A 17,168-nucleotide genomic window follows, 5' to 3' on the forward strand; every position below is an offset into this window, starting at 1 on the left:
CTTGGAGGCCTTCAACTGCGGACCGATTGAAGCAGTTATTAGCAATTATCCTTATGCAGGTGTGTAGAACAACAAATCATCTTTTGGGAGGAAATAAAATCCATGCTAAGATCGATGTATTCAGGCGTTTCCGGTATGCGCGGCTTTCAAACGAAGCTAGACGTTATTGGTAACAATATTGCGAATGTCAATACTGTAGGCTTTAAAGCGGGTCGGGTTATGTTTAAAGATATTTTAAGTCAAACGGTATCAGGCATTACTGCACCTGAAGAGGGAACTCGTGGTGGTGTCAATGCGAAGCAAATCGGTCTAGGTGTTTCCATCAGTGCAATTGATACTGTTCATACCGCTGGTAGTGCGATGACAACGAATGAAGCTACTGATCTTCGTATCGACGGTGACGGATTTTTCGTTGTAAGAGCAAATGATGAATCAGAAATGCTCCTAACGCGTGCTGGTAACTTCAAACTAGATGCCAATAGACAGCTAGTTACATCTGACGGTTACTTTGTTCTAACGGCCGAAGGTGAAACCATAACGCTTGATGAAGCAGTTACTTCATTTTCAATCGGTCAAGATGGAACGATTATGGGTGTGACAGTGGATGGTTCTGAACCGATTGCTCAAATTGGTGTAGCTAAAGTTATTAATCCGAGCGGTCTAGAAAAGCTTGGCGGGAATATGTATCGTGTAACAGCTAACGCAAACCCGGACGCATCTATTGAAGACTTTTTGACTTTTGCAGGTGATGCAGAATTGGGTACAGGAGCAATTATCTCTGGTCAATTAGAGATGTCTAATGTTGATTTGACTGCTGAGTTCACGGAAATGATTGTAGCACAGCGCGGTTTCCAAGCGAATTCACGTATTATTACGACTTCTGATGAGATTTTGCAAGAAGTTGTTAATCTGAAGAGATAGGTAATTCATAACAAGCGGGGGGCTTCAAGCCTCCCCTAGATATGAGGGGGTAACTGATGATTACTGTAACGCGTTTGAATGGAACGAAGGTAACGATTAATGCGCTTCTAATCGAAATGTTTGAAGAAGCCGCTGATACAATCATCACGCTTACGACTGGGAATAAGCTTGTTGTAAAAGAAAAATCAGCGGAGTTAGTGTTGCTTAATCAACAGTATCTTCGTTCAATTGGCCTCATTGCGGCGGCCCAAAAGAGTGAGATAACGGAGGGTCACTAGAATGAAAAAAATGATTCCATGGCTGATTACTATTTTGTTAGCTATTACATTAATTGCCATCGTTTCCGTAATACTGTTTAAATCATTTTTTGCAGATCCAAAGGAAAATGCTACTGAAACACAGACGATTGAGGTAAAAAAATTATCTGCCGATGAACGTGTGAAAGTAACATCTGAATTGAAGGATTTTAGAAGAAACCTGAAAGACCCGGAGTATGTTGTTATTCTTAGCTTTGCGTTCCAGCTAGACGGCAAGAAGGCAAAAGAAGATTTTGATAAGCTGCTTGAAATTGAAGTAAGACCGATTATTAACCGAGTTTTAGCGGATATGACAGCTGAAGAGCTTCAAGGATCCATGGGGGAAGACGCACTAGAATCCAAGCTCTTGAACTTAATAACACCAATCCTTCCTAAAGGAAAATTGGTAAAAGTAGAAATCACTAACTTTATTATTCAACAAATATAATGGATTACGCCGACATTCCTCGAAGGAGGTGAGATAATTGGTTGATGTTTTATCGCAAAATGAAATTGATGCGCTACTAGCAGCGTTAGACTCTGGCGAGATGGATGCAGATGAGTTAAAGAAAGAAGAGACAACACGGAAAGTCAGTGTTTATAATTTCAAACGCGCCGTGCGGTTTTCGAAGGATCATATTCGAAGTCTTACAAGGATTCACGAAAGCTTTGCAAGATACTTAACAACCTATTTCTCAGCGCAACTTCGCACTTTTGTTCAGATTACGGTCGTGGATGTCGAGCAATTGCCTTATGACGAGTTTATTCGTTCGATTCCCAAAATGACAATTTTGAACATTTTCGAAGCGGAACCGCTTGAAGGTCGAATGGTATTAGAGGTTAATCCCAATGTCGCTTATGCCATGCTTGATAGAATGCTAGGCGGACAAGGGGTAGCACCTTCCAAAATCAATAACCTGACTGAAATTGAAACGAACATTATGGAACGCATTTTCAGCAGAACGTTTGAGAGCTTGCAAGAAGCTTGGAAAACAATTATTGATATTTCTCCAAGGCTTGAAGCATTAGAAACAAATCCACAATTTATGCAAATTGTTTCTCCCAATGAAACGATTGCGCTTATATCTTTCAGTACCAAAATTGGCGATACAACAGGCATGATTAATCTATGTATTCCTCATGTTGTTATTGAGCCTATTATGTCAAGGCTATCTGTCCATCATTGGTTTGTTTCACAGAAAAAAGCACGTGCACCTGAAGAGGTAGAAATATTGGAGCAGCGTGTAAATAAAGCGAAGCTTCCAATCGTTGCCGAGCTTGGTGAATCCTCCATCACGATTAAAGAATTCCTTGGCTTAACGGTGGGAGATGTCATTTCATTAAATAAGTCTGTGGATGATGGTCTTAAAATCAAAGTTGGAGACAAGCTGAAATTCATTGGCAGTCCGGGCTCCGTTAAGGATCGATTGGCTGTACAAGTGGACGAAATTGTCAGCGAAGGAGTGGAAGAAGACAATGACGAGTAAGGATTATTTATCACAAGAGGAGATTGATGCATTGCTTCGTCAATCCTCCAATGAATCAGAACCTGTACAAGCATCCTCAGAGGAAAATGTACTGTCAAGTTTCTTATCTGATATGGAGCAGGATGCGCTAGGCGAAATTGGAAATATTACTTTTGGCAGCGCAGCAACTGCACTTTCCACACTACTAGGTAAAAAAGTAGATATCACGACACCTCATGTTACATTAGTAAGAAAAGATGAGCTGGGTGATATTTTCCCTAAACCACATGTGGCGGTTAGTGTTCAATATGTGGATGGTTTTCAAGGCATTAATTCACTAGTCATTAAAACAAAGGACGCGCAAATCATTGCTGATTTGATGCTTGGCGGAGAGGGCGATGTCGTTCTTGAAGAGCTGAATGAAATTCATATTAGCGCTGTTCAAGAGGCTATGAATCAAATGATGGGTTCTTCAGCTACTTCGATGTCAACGATTTTTAATAGATTCGTTAATATTTCACCTCCAGGAATTGATATTTTAGATGTCAACAATGGTGACGGATTAGATCACTTGCCTCCTGTTGATTTGTTTATAAAAGTATCATTCCGATTGAAAATAGGCGATCTTATTGATTCTACCATTTTCCAACTTCTTCCAGTTGATTTTGCAAAACAAATGGTTGATATCTTGATGGGTGTAGCAGAAGAGGAACCAGCAGCGCCTTCAGTGCCGACTCCGCCTCCTGCTGTACAACAAGCGACAGCCATGCAAGAAACGGCTGCAGCGCAGCTACATGCCGCTGTACCGCCTATGCAGCAGTACGGAGCGCCTGCGCCAGGCTATGGCATTCCGATGCAGCAGCCAGGGCCAAATACATACGGTCAACCCGCTAATCGAAATGTAAATGTACAGCCTGTACAATTTGCTAATTTTGGGAATGCGCCATATATTCAGCCAGATGAAACAAATCTTAATTTACTTCTCGACATACCACTTAAGGTCACTGTAGAATTAGGAAGGACTCAGAGGCAGATTAAGGATATATTGGAGCTTTCGCAAGGTTCGATTATTGAACTGGACAAGCTTGCCGGCGAACCTGTAGATATCTTAGTGAACAACAAGCTAATTGCAAAAGGTGAGGTTGTTGTCATTGATGAAAACTTTGGTGTTCGTGTAACGGATATCGTAAGCCAATGGGACCGCATACAAAAACTACAATAATATCCTAGGAGGATAAAAAAGATGGCAAACCGCATTCTTATCGTAGACGACGCAGCTTTCATGCGCATGATGATTCGAGACATTTTATCAAAGAACGGCTACGAAGTCGTCGGTGAAGCCCAAGATGGGGCTCAGGCTATTGAGAAGTACAAAGAACTAAAACCGGATCTTACGACAATGGACATTACAATGCCTGAAATGGACGGGATTTCTGCTCTTAAAGAAATCAAAAAAATAGATGGCAACGCTAAAATCATTATGTGTTCAGCAATGGGTCAGCAAGCAATGGTTATTGATGCGATTCAAGCAGGCGCTAAAGACTTTATCGTGAAGCCGTTCCAAGCAGATCGTGTTATTGAAGCGATCAAGAAAACACTCGGATAACGGTTAGTTTATATGTTCAAATTACTTTCTCGCATTTCAATGGTATCCGCACTTGGGATGGCGATCTTGCCTCGGTTTGCTGCTGCTGCTTCATTAGATGACAGCAGCTCAAACGTTGATGAACAAATTAAGTTCACTGGTTCTAATGATCTTGCAGGGAGCTTAATTTGGGTCATTGTCTCCCTCGCCATCGTTATCGTATTAATCATTTTAGTCATTAAATGGTTGTCTCAACGCAACCGAACGTGGGGAACGAATCGTTCTCTTCGTTCACTTGGCGGTATTGCACTGGGACAAAACAATTCGCTTCAAGTTGTAGAAATTGCTGGACGGATTTATATTGTAGGCGTCGGTGAAAGTATTACACTCATCGATAAACTGGATAGACCGGAAGATGCTGAAGCAGTATTAGCTGCCCTAGAGCGGCAGACTCAAACGGCTTGGCCACAAAATTCATTAACTGAGTTTTTGAAGAAAGTGATCAAACGTAATGAGCCAACTGGGAAAGAGCCTTCTAACGAGCAATGGAATGAAACAAACTCTTTCCAAGACATGCTCCAAAGTAAGCTTGATCAGCAAACTGATCGCAAGCAACAATTCGAGTCGTTGCTGCAGGAACCTAAAACTAACGAACGGTTGATGGATGATGAAAAATAAGTGGTGGATATCAATCGTTGCTGTACAGCTTCTTGCATTGTTATTTCACAACCAAGCCTTTGCAGAACCTTTGCCCGATATCTCTATTAATATTGGGGATGGAAGCAGTGAAACGCCTGGTACTAGCGCCATGTCCATTCTATTGCTTATTACGGTATTGAGTGTAGCACCAGCTATTTTGGTATTAATGACTAGCTTTACCCGCATTGTTATTGTTTTAGGATTTGTAAGAACTTCACTTGGTACGCAGCAAATGCCTCCGAACCAAGTACTCATTGGACTCGCAATGTTTTTAACCTTTTTTATAATGGCGCCAACATTTTCGCAAGTGAATGAAGTCGCGCTTCAACCTTATTTAAAAGGCGAACTAACGCAAACAGAAGCTTTCACTGAGGCATCTATTCCAATGAAAGAGTTCATGTATTCGCATACGAGACCAAAGGACTTGCTCCTGTTTATGGATTATACAAAAACAGAGAAGCCTGCCTCCTTCGAGGAAATACCGTTAACGGTATTGATTCCTGCCTATGCAATAAGTGAGCTTAAGACAGCTTTTCAAATGGGCTTCTTTATTTTTATACCATTCCTTGTAATCGATATGATTGTTGCTAGTACATTGATGGCTATGGGGATGATGATGCTACCGCCGGTCATGATTTCATTGCCTTTTAAACTGCTACTGTTCGTATTGGTGGATGGATGGTACTTAATTGTGAAGTCTTTATTACTGAGTTTCAACACGTGATAACAGCAAGGAGGGACGTTTGATGAGTACTGATTTCATAATCGGGTTAGCCGGTGAGGCTGTATTCGTGGTTCTGAAAGCCAGTGCGCCGATGCTCGTTCTTGCTCTGGTTGTTGGACTGCTCGTCAGCATATTTCAAGCAACGACACAGATTCAGGAGCAAACACTTGCTTTTGTTCCGAAAATTGTAGCCGTTTTCGTGTCTATTATTATATTTGGTCCATGGATATTAAACACGGTCATCGACTTTACTTATAATCTGCTGAATAATCTACATAATTACATCGGTTAGGTTGTGAGTGAATGAATGCGATCGTACAGGGGTTTCCTATTTTTTTGCTTATCTTTTGTCGAATAACAGCGTTTTTCGTCGTAGCGCCGGTTTTTTCTTCCCGCGGTGTACCGAATACTTTTAAAATTGGACTCGGTTTTTTTATTTCATTTATCGTTTTTCTAACTTATGGAATGAAGCAAAGTATCGTACCGGATGCTGCCTATGTGCTTGTCCTATTTCGAGAGATTCTAATTGGTATTTTGATGGGGTACGTCGTTTACTTGTTCTTCACGGTCGTGCAAACTGCTGGCGGTTTTATGGATTTACAGGTTGGCTTTGCAATGGCTAACGTTGTTGATCCGCACACAGGCACTTCTGCTCCGCTCCTCGGTAATTTTAAGTACATGTTGATGATTGTCTTGTTCCTTATGATGAATGGTCATCATTATCTTATTAGAGGCTTGATGGACAGCTATCAATGGATGCCCTTATCGAATGAGCTCTTTAGTAGAATCATGAGCGGTGGGATTAGTGAGTATTTGACAAGATTAGTAGGAAATATATTTTTGCTAGCTGTTCAAATTGCAGCACCCATCGTTGTTGCTATGTTTTTAACAGATGTGGGATTAGGCTTTCTGACGAAAACAGCACCTCAATTTAACGTGTTCGTTATTGGAATACCACTAAAACTAATTATTGGGCTGGTTTTACTTGCGTTATTAATGCCAAGTCTGGCAGGAATATTCGAAAAATTGTTTTCCATCATGTTTGACTCGTTGGAACAATTGTTAGGAATCGTGCAAGGACCGCCGCCTGCAGGGCAATAGGAGGATGCTGTCGTGCGTAATTACCGACTAGAGCTTGATCTTCAATTGTTCAGTCAGGAGAAAACAGAGAAAGCCACTCCTAAGAAACAGGATGAAGCTAGAAAAAAAGGTCAAATCGCTAGATCCTCTGATTTGCCTGGTTCTTTAATATTGATGTTCACGTTTATGGGATTTATGATGCTTGGCGGTTACTATAAATCGCATGTCATGAATTTATTTCAAAATTTATTCGAGAATTGGCTTTTAATGGAGCTGACGCCGAGCAATATCATGTCACTGTTTTCAGACATAGCGTTGGAGCTCCTTCTGATTTTAGCTCCAATATTTGCGGTAACCATTCTGATAGGTGTTCTCGGAAACATTATGCAATTTGGTTTCTTGCTAACTGGCGATCCTCTCAAAATGAAACTTAGCAAATTAGACCCGATCAAAGGTTTTAAGAACATTATATCTATGAAAACGATCGCTGAGTTTTTAAAAAGTGTTTTAAAGCTTTCCATTATAGGTGTTTTGGTTTATCTGGCCATTTCGAAGGAATGGGATCGGATTCTAGTGCTGACTAGTCTTCCGATTGAACAAATATTTAGTTATTCAGCGAGTGTAACCGTAAGATTGGGCATCGAGATTGGTGCAGTGCTTACTGTACTCGCCTTCGCGGATTATATGTACCAACGTTACGAGCACGCGAAGAGCTTGCGTATGTCAAAACAAGATATTAAGGATGAGTATAAGAAATCTGAAGGCGACCCTTTGATCAAAGGGCGAATACGTGAGCGTCAACGTAAAATGGCCATGCAGCGAATGATGCAAGAGGTGCCTAAGGCAGATGTTATTATTACCAATCCAACTCACTTTGCCATCGCGCTCAAATATGATGCATCGAAGATGGAAGCACCTAAGATCATTGCTAAAGGTATGGATCATGTAGCGCTTCGAATAAGAGAGATTGCTAAAGAAAATGGCATTATAACAATGGAAAATAAGCCACTAGCCCGAGCGCTTTACGAACGAGCAGAAATCGGGGACGTCATTCCTCCAGACTTGTTCCAAGCGGTCGCGGAAGTATTGGCCTACGTATATAAAATGAAAGGGCGCGTAAAATCGTCATAATTCAACGGGAGGGGACAGCGTCATGAAACTAAAAGATCTTATTATACTGTTCGGCGTCATTGGCATTGTTCTCATGATGATAATCCCGATTCCAGTTTTGCTGCTTGATATTCTCATCATTCTTAATATTTCAATCGCGCTCATGATTTTACTTATTGCTATGAACACGCGGGAAGCACTAGATTTCTCCATATTTCCAGCGATTTTATTGATTACTACCCTTTTTCGATTAGCATTAAACGTATCGACTACAAGAAATATTTTATCCCATGCTGAAGCTGGAGAAGTAGTAGCAACTTTCGGCAGCTGGGTAGGCGGTGGACAAATAGCAATTGGATTTATCGTCTTCCTCATTCTCGTCGTTGTTCAGTTTATCGTTATTACGAAAGGTTCTGAACGGGTAGCAGAGGTTGCAGCTAGATTTACACTAGATGCGATGCCTGGTAAACAAATGAGTATTGATGCGGATTTGAATGCAGGACTCATTAATGAGAAGCAAGCTAGAGATCGTCGTTCGAAAATTGAACGTGAGGCTGATTTCTACGGAGCAATGGATGGTGCCAGCAAATTTGTTAAAGGGGATGCGATCGCATCGATTATCATCCTTATCATCAACTTAGTTGGCGGTTTTATTATCGGTATGGCTATACATGATTTAAGCTTTTCAGAATCACTTTCCACCTTTTCAATATTGACGATTGGTGACGGTCTCGTGAGCCAAATTCCGGCGCTGCTCATTTCCACGGCAGCTGGACTTATTGTAACGAGAGCAGCTTCTGACGGCAATCTTGCAGAGGATGTCACTGCACAGCTCTTCAAATATCCTAAACTTTTATACATAGCAGCAGGAACGATAACGTTACTAGGCTTGACGCCAATCGGCATTTTGAGAACTTGGCCGTTTGCCATTCTTCTTGCTATTGGCGGTTGGCGCATGCAGAAGGTTATTAATAAACAACAAGAACAAGAAGAAATGCTTGTGGAAGAACAGCAAATTGAAGAGGTTCGCAGTCCTGAGAGTGTCATTAGCCTTCTACAAATTGACCCTATCGAATTTGAGTTTGGATATGGTCTAATCCCGCTTGCAGATACACAGCAAGGTGGAGATTTGTTGGATCGAATTATTATGATTCGCAGGCAATGTGCTTTAGAGCTAGGTTTAGTTGTTCCAGTTATTCGAATTCGAGATAACATTCAATTAAAACCAAATGAATATGTCATCAAGATTAAAGGCAATACCGTTGCACGAGGCGACTTGCTGCTCAATCATTATTTAGCAATGAGCCCTGGTTTCGAAGACGACTCCGTTGTTGGTATTGAAACCATAGAGCCAGCATTTGGTTTGCCGGCAATTTGGATTGATGAGCAGATGAAGGAACGAGCAGAGTTATCCGGTTATACGGTTGTTGATCCGCCATCAGTGGTTGCAACTCATTTGACTGAAATTATTAAACGCCATGCACATGAGCTTATTGGACGTCAAGAAGCGAAGCTTCTTATTGAGAATGTTAAAGAATCGTATCCAGCACTTATTGATGAGTTGATTCCATCTATTTTGACAGTTGGCGATATTCAGAAGGTACTGGCAAAGCTGCTTCGTGAGAAGATTTCTATACGAGATCTCGTTACTATTTTTGAAGCACTAGCTGATCATGGCAACTACACGAAGGATCCAGATATATTAACGGAATATGTTCGTCAGGCACTTTCCAGACAAATTACACAGCAATTCTCATCAGGAGGCAGCACGCTTAGAGTCATTACAGTAGGCCCGCAGCTTGAGAAGAAGATTGCAGAATCAGTACAGCAAACGGATCAAGGCAGTTATATTGCATTAGATCCCGTTTCTACTCAGCAAATTTACCAAAAGCTTAATGAACACGTAAATCGCCAGATTCAAGCGGGACAGCAACCTGTAGTTTTGGCTTCGCCAACCATTCGGATGTATTTGAGGCAAATTGTTGAGAGAACGATGCAGGATGTACCCGTACTTTCATATAGTGAGCTGGAGCCGAATATTGAAGTTCAAAGTATCGGGGTGGTGAACCTATGAGAGTGAAAAAATATGTCGTAGATGCCCTTCCAGAAGCAGTCACCTTGATACGAACTGAACTTGGAAAAGATGCCGTCATATTAAATACGAAGGAAATTAAAGTTGGCGGCTTTATGGGCATGTTTCGGAAAAAGAAAATGGAAGTTATAGCAGCTGTGGAGTCTAATGGAGCTAAAGCGCCTGCGGTTCCACAGCAACGCAAAGTTTCATCACAAGTAGACGCTGCTTTAGAGCAAATTGCTCAAACGGCTCAGCGTACTGCGACGGCGGTAATCGAGACACCAGCACCTGCATCCGCACCGGTCATATCCGATAATGATAAATCGAATATCAAGATAGAACGTGAGCAATTCATTATTGATGAGATTAGGGACTTACGGCAGTATATGGTTAAACTATCCAAGCAACAAGCTGCTGGTGTGTTGTTATCTGAGCAGCTTACTGAGCTCAAAGAGCATTTGATAGAGCAGGAAATGGATATGAAGTGGATCGATCAATTGATTGAATTCATTCAAAATAAGCAATTAGAAGAACAGACTGAGTTTACGAAAGAACAGGTATGGGAGCTTGCTTCACAGAGAATTTCAGAGTGGCTTAGACCTTATGTTGGAAGCGGTATTAGCTCTGAAGCGAGAATTGTTCATTTTGTCGGACCGACAGGAGTGGGCAAGACAACCACCATTGCTAAGCTTGCAGCAGAACAAACCATAAAATTTAGCCGCAAGGTTGGATTCATTACATCAGATACATACCGAATTGCGGCGGTTGATCAATTAAGGACCTATGCTAACATTTTGAATGTGCCGATCGAGGTCATATTTTCACAAATGGATTTGACAAGAGCGCTAAAACAGCTCGAAGATCGAGAACTCATTTATATGGATACGGCTGGACGTAACTTCCGTAGCGAGCTGCATGTGTCAGAGGTCAATAGTTTGCTTCAAAGTTCCGAGCCGAGTGAAACGATTCTCGTGCTTAGTTTAACAGGTAAGACAAAGGATATGTCTGCTGTTGCTGATCAATTCCGTAAATACGGTGTTCAAAAGGTTCTATTTACGAAGCTTGATGAAACTTCGCTGTATGGCGGGATTTTTAACTTGATTATGAACTATGAATTACTGCCAACTTATATGGCAAGCGGCCAAACCGTTCCAGATGACATCGAGAGGTTTAAGATTGAAGCATACGTTCAGCATTTGTTAGGGAGCATAGACCGATGATTGATCAAGCAGAAGCATTGCGCAATCTAGTAAAACAGCATGAACTGCGCGATGAAGGACGGACAACAAAAGTTGTAACCGTCACAAGTGGAAAAGGCGGAGTTGGGAAATCAAATTTCAGTCTCAATTTCGCATTAGCACTTCAGCGATTAGGGAAGAAAGTGCTTGTATTTGACGCCGATATTGGAATGGCCAATATCGATGTTCTTATGGGAGTAAGCTCTTCCTATAATTTATATCATTTGCTTAAGCAAGAAAAAACGATTTGGGATATTATTCAGCTCGGCTCGGAGGGACTTCATTTTATTGCTGGAGGTTCAGGATTTAGAGACCTGTTGGAACTATCAACGGAGCAGTTGAATCGGTTTGTGGATGAAATAGGCAAGCTGCATGGCAAATACGATGTAATATTGTTTGATACAGGCGCAGGTCTTTCCAAGGAAACAGAAAAGTTTATCATAGCCGCGGAAGAAACCATTGTAGTGACAACACCTGAACCAACTTCGGTAACAGATGCCTACGCACTCATTAAGATGGTGAAAGCAAAGGAAGCAGATGTTCGTTTCAAGCTCATTGTAAATCGAGCTTCCGACGCCAAGGAAGGTAAACAGACGGCTGACAAAATGAGCCTAGTTGCACAGAAGTTTCTTCATTTCGAATTGCCTTGTCTAGGCTTCGTCCCGGATGATTCAAATGTGTCTAGAGCAGTGAAACGTCAAATGCCTTTTACGGTTGCATATCCAGGCTGTGATGCATCTGAATCCATTGAGAAAATTGCAAAACATTTTCTTGATATTCCTGAAAGCGCGACGGTAAACAGCGGAATCAAAGGGTTTTTACATAAAATGTTCAGATCTTCAAGATAATCCTTTGACATTGAGGAGGGAAAAGAATGGCTCCTTATCGCATACTTGTAGTCGATGATTCTGGTTTCATGAGGAAAATCATTAGTGATCTGATCATTCAGGATCCCCAGTTTACGATAGTTGCAACGGCTAAAAATGGTATAGAAGCGATTGCGGCCGTCCAAGAATGGAAACCTGATGCAGTTACTTTGGATTTAGAAATGCCTGAAATGAATGGAATTGACGCATTACAGAAGATTATGGATACCAATCCTACACCTGTAATAATGCTGTCGGGTATTAGCGAGGACAACACAAGAGAGACGATAAAAGCATTGCAATTTGGAGCTTTTGACTTTATACGAAAGCCGTCAGGCGTCGTATCAAATGATATTCATCAGGTTGGCGAATTACTGCTTGAAAAATTACGCATAGCGGTATTGACGAAGCGCTATCAGCCGAAGATATCAATAAATGAAAATGCTGAAAAAACAAATGAGATAGAGGAATCTAGTTCTTATAAGAATTCATCAGCTAGTGAACAAGCATTAAAACATGTGGAGCCGTTAGCACCAATGCCTACAGGAGTAAAGGATCAAGTCAAGAAGACTCTTCCGAGTGTAGCAGAGGAGCAGCGTATAGAAAACGCGGCCCCACCTTTACATACAAAACCAAAACTAAAGCATACGAATAATGCCGTTTCAAACAAGGTGAAGCCAAAGCCGGCTCTTCCACCGAGTAAGCCAACTCGAGCGGAAAGACCTGATAACCAAGGTCTTCGTGATTTTGATACAGCATTAACGACGATAACGAAAGCAAACGGATCGCATTCACAATCCTTCCGACATATTGTGGCCATAGGCACATCAACTGGCGGACCGAGAGCGCTCCATGAAGTGATTAGTTCCTTGCCAGGTGATTTTCCTGCACCTGTGCTCATCATACAGCATATGCCTCCTAAATTTACGAAATCACTAGCCCAACGACTGGACAGCTTTAGTGAATTGCAGGTTGTCGAAGCAGGTCAGGGTGATAGAGTAAAGGTAGGAGTCGTTTACCTAGCGCCTGGCGGTCATCATATGGAACTTGCTAAAGACGCAGCCGGATATTTTATTCGTTTGACGGATCAGCCTCAGCGCAATGGCCATCGACCATCTGTAGATGTTTTATTTGAATCATTGATCCCGTTTCGTGAGCTTAAGCGACATGCGGTTATTATGACTGGAATGGGCAGTGATGGCGCAAAAGGGATGAAGCAGCTTGTAGAAAGCGGCGTTGAATCAACCATTGCTGAAGCAGAAGAAACTTGTGTGGTTTATGGCATGCCTCGTTCTGCTGTTGAACTAGGCTGTATAGACAAGGTATTGCCGTTGCAACACATTGCTGCACAATTAGTGCAAGCTATGTTCAAATAAATAGAAGTAATCTATCAACCATACTAACAGGAGGTGCTAGGTAATGGATATGAATGCATACTTGTCGATGTTTATCGATGAATCAAATGATCACCTTCAATCTTTAAATGAAAACTTACTGCGGCTTGAAAGCGAGCCAGAGGAATTAAGCATTGTTCAGACGATTTTCCGCTCAGCTCATACGCTGAAAGGGATGTCCGCTACGATGGGATATGAGGATTTGGCATCGCTCACACATGAAATGGAAAATGTGCTTGATCTCGTGCGAAACAGCAAGCTAAAGATGGACAGCTTTATTTTTGATACGTTGTTCAAAGGGCTTGATGCACTAGAAGCGATGGTTCAGGATATCGTGGACGGCGGTACTGGTAAAGCAGATGTAACTACAATTGTAGCCTCCTTACAAGTCATTTTGAAAAGTGATTATAATGGAAGCAATCCAGCTCAAACTGCCGCAGCTATTGATACAAAGGCCGTTTCATCATCAAGCGCATCAAGGGAGATGCTGCTGGATGAATATCAAGCATCAATATTGCTTCAATCTATTGAAAGTGGTTATAGTGTGTTTCATGTTCAAGTCACTATACGTGAGAATTGCTTGCTGAAAGCGGTTCGCGCATACATGGTGTTTGACTTATTGGAGCGAAATGGTGAAGTTGTCAAATCAGATCCGTCTGTTCAGGATATCGAGCAAGAAAAATTTGATTTCTCGATTTCTGTATTTACCATTTCACGTTTATCGGGAAGCGAACTGCAAGAACAACTCACTAACATTTCAGAAATTGAAACAGTTGTAGTTACGTTATTGGACGCAGAATCGCTAGCAGTACTAAGTGCAGCAACTACAGTAGCTGCTGCGGCTGAAGTTGTTGAGGCGCCGCCTGTAATTGCTGAAAAACAAGCAATAACAGCAGCAGCAAGCACGAATAAAGGACAAGCACCTGCAGCATCGACTTCGGCACCGGCTGCCGCTCAAACAACAGCTGCAAATGTAGCTAGAACGATTCGTGTAGATATTGAACGTCTTGATACACTAATGAACCTGTTCAGTGAATTGCTAATTGACCGCGTAAGACTAGAGCAGCTGTCGAGTGAAATCAAACGTACAGATTTGACCGAAACAGTGGAGCATATGACACGTGTCAGCTCAGATCTGCAAAGTATCGTATTGAAGCTTCGGATGGTTCCAGTAGATTCCGTATTCAATAGGTTTCCTCGCATGATAAGAGATTTGGCTAAATCTTTAGATAAAAAGATCGACCTTGTTATTACAGGTGCTGATACAGAGCTTGATCGTACCGTAATTGATGAAATTGGTGATCCGCTCGTACATCTCCTCCGCAACTCTGTGGATCATGGTATCGAAACGGTTGAAGAGAGAATTGCTGCTGGGAAGCCAGAAATGGGTACGATTAATTTAAGAGCCTTCCATAGTGGAAACCACGTCTTTATTGAAGTAGAAGAAGATGGCCGAGGTATTCATCATGAACGAATATTAAAGACTGCGATTAAGAATGGTGTAGTAACGGAAGAAAAAGCGAAGCAATTAACGGCAGATGAGATTAATATGCTTATCTTTGCAGCAGGCTTTAGTACAGCAGATAAAATTTCTGATATTTCGGGTAGAGGCGTTGGCTTGGATGTTGTAAAAACAAAGATTTCTTCCTTGGGCGGAAATGTAACAATCGATTCCGTTTACGGACGTGGAACGAAGTTTTCAGTACAATTGCCGCTTACACTCTCTATTATTTCAGCAATGCTCATTAAACTAGGTTCTGAGAAGTATGCGATACCTCTATCATCTATCGTCGAAACGGGTATTATACGTAGAGAACAAATCTTAAATGTACATGGCAATAGTATGATTGAATTTAGAAATACCATCATACCGCTAGTTTCACTTAGTCGTGTTATGGACTCGCCAGACTTTAATGAAAATGACGAAGAAGAAACAGAAATTGTTGTCGTTCGCAAAGGTGAGAAGTGGGCTGCAGTCATGGTTGATGAGTTTATTGGTCAAAGTGAAATCGTTCTGAAATCTTTGGGTAAATATTTAACAAATATTAAAGCGATTTCTGGTGCCACAATTCTAGGCGATGGTTATGTCGCACTGATCATTGATCCAAATGCTCTAATCAAATAGGGAGGTTTTTACGATGGGAGAAGAGTTAAAGGTTATCGTGTTCGCGCTTGGAAACGAAGAGTATGGAATTGAAGTAGATAAGGTACGCACGATTGAGCGATTATCTCCAATTACCCGCGTTCCCAAGACAGCTACATTTATAAAGGGTGTAATCAATCTTCGCGGATTGGTCGTTCCTGTTATTGATTTACGCGGCCGTTTCAATCTATCAGAAACAACAACGACAGAGAATTCAAGAATTATCGTCGTTTCAGTTGGTGATATCGAAGCTGGCTTTATCGTTGATTCTGCTAATGATGTTATTGATATCGATACAGATTCCATCGATTTACCGCCTGAGATTGTTGGCGGCATTAAAGCCAAATACTTGAGAGGCATTGCAAAGCTTGGTGAAGGTCGACTTCTCATCATGCTTAACTTGTCCGAGGTTTTGAACAAAAGTGAAATCATTCAATTAGAGCAGCTAGAGGTTTAGAAAGTGAGCTTATTCAGTCGTTTTGAAGCCTTTGAATTAGATGTACTAAAAGAAGTCGGCAATATCGGAGCAGGAAATGCAGCAACAGCGTTGTCACGATTATTAGACAAACCAGTGGATATGGCTGTCCCGAAAGTAAGCCTGCTTCCTTTCGAGGAAGTTGCAGACAGGGTCGGAGGCTCGGAGCAAATTGTAATAGCGGTGTTTCTTCGTGTTGAGGGGGAAGCACCAGGCAATATGTTTTTCATTATTGAGGAAGAATCCGCAAAAAGAATTCTTTCTCAATTACTCTCGATGGACGCAGAAGAGCATGAGGGATACAACGAAATGGAGCTTTCTGCGCTTTGCGAGATTGGAAATATTTTAGCGGGATCGTATTTATCCTCACTTGCAGACTTTACTCATTTAACCATGGCTCCTTCGGTTCCCGCTATTGCAGTAGATATGGCGGGTGCTGTACTGAGCTACGGATTAATGCAATATGGCGAGATGGGTGATTCGGCTCTACTAATCGAAACGACGTTTTTGGAAGACTGTCAATCATTGGAAGGACACTTTTTCCTTATTCCAGATCCTGAGTCGTTTGAAAAGATATTCAGGGCTTTGGGAGTCGTTAGCGAATGATACAAAACAACTTAGTTAAAGTAGGCATGGCAGATCTAAATATAGCAACGAATGGTGATATTCTCAAAACAACGGGTTTAGGCTCTTGTGTTGGATTAACGTTGTATGATCCAAAGCAAAATGTTGCAGGTATGGCGCATGTGATGCTTCCCTCTTCCGAGATAGCTCGTGAGACGAACATTAATTTAGCAAAATATGCAGATACAGCGATACCTGAGTTGATTGAAAGAATGATTGCAGCCGGTGCTTATGTTGAACGTATGAAAGCGAAAATGGCAGGCGGAGCTCAAATGTTTGCGATGTCAGGTCATACCGATTCCTTAAGAATCGGACCTCGTAATGTAGAATCCTGTATTCTGATGCTGAACAAGTTTAAAATACCTATTCTTTCTCAGGATACAGGTGGTAGTTTTGGGCGCACGATTGAATTTGATAGTACTAGCGGAATTCTATCCATAAGAAGCGTGCAGTTTGGTACAAAGGAGATTTAA

19 protein-coding genes are annotated in these 17,168 nt (G+C 41.6%); all 19 read left to right on the plus strand.

The genetic code is table 11. The features are described 5' to 3' along the window. The first annotated feature begins 102 nt into the window (after positions 1–102). The 19 genes from flgG to AC0YOD_RS03230 are packed head-to-tail and all read left to right on the plus strand — an operon-like array spanning position 103 to position 17,168. The gene (gene flgG, locus AC0YOD_RS03140) at positions 103–921 is read left to right on the plus strand and encodes a flagellar basal body rod protein FlgG (protein WP_475797769.1); all 819 of its coding nucleotides are present in this window, start codon (positions 103–105) and stop codon (positions 919–921) included. A gap of 56 nt (positions 922–977) precedes the next feature. Next, positions 978–1,199, plus strand: coding sequence for a flagellar FlbD family protein (locus tag AC0YOD_RS03145; RefSeq protein ID WP_475797770.1), 222 nt, complete (start codon positions 978–980; stop codon positions 1,197–1,199). Position 1,200: 1 nt separating this feature from the next. Beyond that, positions 1,201–1,665 (plus strand): flagellar basal body-associated FliL family protein, encoded by a 465-nt coding sequence (locus AC0YOD_RS03150; RefSeq protein WP_475797771.1) that lies wholly within the window; start codon positions 1,201–1,203, stop codon positions 1,663–1,665. 37 nt (positions 1,666–1,702) lie between these two features. Beyond that, on the plus strand, positions 1,703–2,704 hold the full coding sequence (fliM, locus tag AC0YOD_RS03155; protein WP_475797772.1) for a flagellar motor switch protein FliM: 1,002 nt from the start codon (positions 1,703–1,705) through the stop codon (positions 2,702–2,704). Beyond that, positions 2,694–3,905, plus strand: a complete 1,212-nt coding sequence (gene fliY, locus AC0YOD_RS03160; protein WP_475797773.1) for a flagellar motor switch phosphatase FliY — start codon at positions 2,694–2,696, stop codon at positions 3,903–3,905. The genes fliM and fliY overlap by 11 nt, the downstream gene beginning before the upstream one ends. A gap of 21 nt (positions 3,906–3,926) precedes the next feature. Beyond that, a complete protein-coding gene (locus AC0YOD_RS03165) occupies positions 3,927–4,289 on the plus strand; it encodes a response regulator (RefSeq protein WP_475797774.1) in 363 nt (120 codons plus the stop codon). Between the two features lie 12 nt (positions 4,290–4,301). Next, positions 4,302–4,946: a flagellar biosynthetic protein FliO gene (locus AC0YOD_RS03170; protein WP_475797775.1), complete on the plus strand. Its 645-nt coding sequence runs from the start codon at positions 4,302–4,304 to the stop codon at positions 4,944–4,946. Further along, the gene (gene fliP, locus AC0YOD_RS03175; RefSeq protein ID WP_475797776.1) at positions 4,936–5,691 is read left to right on the plus strand and encodes a flagellar type III secretion system pore protein FliP; all 756 of its coding nucleotides are present in this window, start codon (positions 4,936–4,938) and stop codon (positions 5,689–5,691) included. Before AC0YOD_RS03170 ends, fliP begins: the two co-directional genes overlap by 11 nt. Before the next feature lie 22 nt (positions 5,692–5,713). Next, positions 5,714–5,983 carry a flagellar biosynthesis protein FliQ gene (fliQ, locus tag AC0YOD_RS03180; RefSeq protein WP_102712145.1) on the plus strand — a complete coding sequence of 90 codons (270 nt, stop codon included), beginning with the start codon at positions 5,714–5,716 and terminating at the stop codon, positions 5,981–5,983. 11 nt (positions 5,984–5,994) lie between these two features. Next, complete coding sequence (gene fliR / locus AC0YOD_RS03185; protein ID WP_475797777.1) at positions 5,995–6,792, plus strand: flagellar biosynthetic protein FliR; 798 nt, start codon at positions 5,995–5,997, stop codon at positions 6,790–6,792. 12 nt (positions 6,793–6,804) lie between these two features. Further along, positions 6,805–7,902 (plus strand): flagellar biosynthesis protein FlhB, encoded by a 1,098-nt coding sequence (gene flhB / locus AC0YOD_RS03190; RefSeq protein WP_475797778.1) that lies wholly within the window; start codon positions 6,805–6,807, stop codon positions 7,900–7,902. 22 nt (positions 7,903–7,924) lie between these two features. Further along, on the plus strand, positions 7,925–9,955 hold the full coding sequence (gene flhA / locus AC0YOD_RS03195; protein WP_475797779.1) for a flagellar biosynthesis protein FlhA: 2,031 nt from the start codon (positions 7,925–7,927) through the stop codon (positions 9,953–9,955). Continuing rightward, on the plus strand, positions 9,952–11,175 hold the full coding sequence (flhF, locus tag AC0YOD_RS03200) for a flagellar biosynthesis protein FlhF (protein WP_475797780.1): 1,224 nt from the start codon (positions 9,952–9,954) through the stop codon (positions 11,173–11,175). The genes flhA and flhF overlap by 4 nt, the downstream gene beginning before the upstream one ends. Continuing rightward, positions 11,172–12,041, plus strand: coding sequence for a MinD/ParA family protein (locus tag AC0YOD_RS03205; protein WP_475797781.1), 870 nt, complete (start codon positions 11,172–11,174; stop codon positions 12,039–12,041). The genes flhF and AC0YOD_RS03205 overlap by 4 nt, the downstream gene beginning before the upstream one ends. 26 nt (positions 12,042–12,067) lie before the next feature. Further along, positions 12,068–13,435 (plus strand): protein-glutamate methylesterase/protein-glutamine glutaminase, encoded by a 1,368-nt coding sequence (locus AC0YOD_RS03210; protein ID WP_475797782.1) that lies wholly within the window; start codon positions 12,068–12,070, stop codon positions 13,433–13,435. Positions 13,436–13,478: 43 nt separating this feature from the next. Then, a complete protein-coding gene (locus tag AC0YOD_RS03215) occupies positions 13,479–15,578 on the plus strand; it encodes a chemotaxis protein CheA (RefSeq protein ID WP_475797783.1) in 2,100 nt (699 codons plus the stop codon). A 13-nt stretch (positions 15,579–15,591) separates the two neighbouring features. Beyond that, positions 15,592–16,053: a chemotaxis protein CheW gene (locus AC0YOD_RS03220; RefSeq protein ID WP_475797784.1), complete on the plus strand. Its 462-nt coding sequence runs from the start codon at positions 15,592–15,594 to the stop codon at positions 16,051–16,053. A gap of 3 nt (positions 16,054–16,056) precedes the next feature. Next, positions 16,057–16,677, plus strand: coding sequence for a chemotaxis protein CheC (locus AC0YOD_RS03225; RefSeq protein WP_475797785.1), 621 nt, complete (start codon positions 16,057–16,059; stop codon positions 16,675–16,677). Then, positions 16,674–17,168, plus strand: a complete 495-nt coding sequence (locus AC0YOD_RS03230) for a chemotaxis protein CheD (RefSeq protein ID WP_475797786.1) — start codon at positions 16,674–16,676, stop codon at positions 17,166–17,168. Before AC0YOD_RS03225 ends, AC0YOD_RS03230 begins: the two co-directional genes overlap by 4 nt.

It is taken from the genome of Paenibacillus sp. J31P13 (assembly GCF_056269295.1).

Bases quoted from the DNA above. Each gene is read 5' to 3' on its own strand.
- flhA (WP_475797779.1), top strand. From the start codon at position 7,925: ATGAAACTAAAAGATCTTATTATACTGTTCGGCGTCATTGGCATTGTT.
- AC0YOD_RS03145 (WP_475797770.1), top strand. From the start codon at position 978: ATGATTACTGTAACGCGTTTGAATGGAACGAAGGTAACGATTAATGCG.
- AC0YOD_RS03165 (WP_475797774.1), top strand. From the start codon at position 3,927: ATGGCAAACCGCATTCTTATCGTAGACGACGCAGCTTTCATGCGCATG.
- AC0YOD_RS03215 (WP_475797783.1), top strand. From the start codon at position 13,479: ATGGATATGAATGCATACTTGTCGATGTTTATCGATGAATCAAATGAT.
- AC0YOD_RS03205 (WP_475797781.1), top strand. From the start codon at position 11,172: ATGATTGATCAAGCAGAAGCATTGCGCAATCTAGTAAAACAGCATGAA.
- AC0YOD_RS03170 (WP_475797775.1), top strand. From the start codon at position 4,302: ATGTTCAAATTACTTTCTCGCATTTCAATGGTATCCGCACTTGGGATG.
- AC0YOD_RS03210 (WP_475797782.1), top strand. From the start codon at position 12,068: ATGGCTCCTTATCGCATACTTGTAGTCGATGATTCTGGTTTCATGAGG.
- fliY (WP_475797773.1), top strand. From the start codon at position 2,694: ATGACGAGTAAGGATTATTTATCACAAGAGGAGATTGATGCATTGCTT.
- fliP (WP_475797776.1), top strand. From the start codon at position 4,936: ATGAAAAATAAGTGGTGGATATCAATCGTTGCTGTACAGCTTCTTGCA.
- flhF (WP_475797780.1), top strand. From the start codon at position 9,952: ATGAGAGTGAAAAAATATGTCGTAGATGCCCTTCCAGAAGCAGTCACC.
- flgG (WP_475797769.1), top strand. From the start codon at position 103: ATGCTAAGATCGATGTATTCAGGCGTTTCCGGTATGCGCGGCTTTCAA.
- fliQ (WP_102712145.1), top strand. From the start codon at position 5,714: ATGAGTACTGATTTCATAATCGGGTTAGCCGGTGAGGCTGTATTCGTG.
- AC0YOD_RS03220 (WP_475797784.1), top strand. From the start codon at position 15,592: ATGGGAGAAGAGTTAAAGGTTATCGTGTTCGCGCTTGGAAACGAAGAG.
- fliR (WP_475797777.1), top strand. From the start codon at position 5,995: ATGAATGCGATCGTACAGGGGTTTCCTATTTTTTTGCTTATCTTTTGT.
- AC0YOD_RS03230 (WP_475797786.1), top strand. From the start codon at position 16,674: ATGATACAAAACAACTTAGTTAAAGTAGGCATGGCAGATCTAAATATA.
- AC0YOD_RS03150 (WP_475797771.1), top strand. From the start codon at position 1,201: ATGAAAAAAATGATTCCATGGCTGATTACTATTTTGTTAGCTATTACA.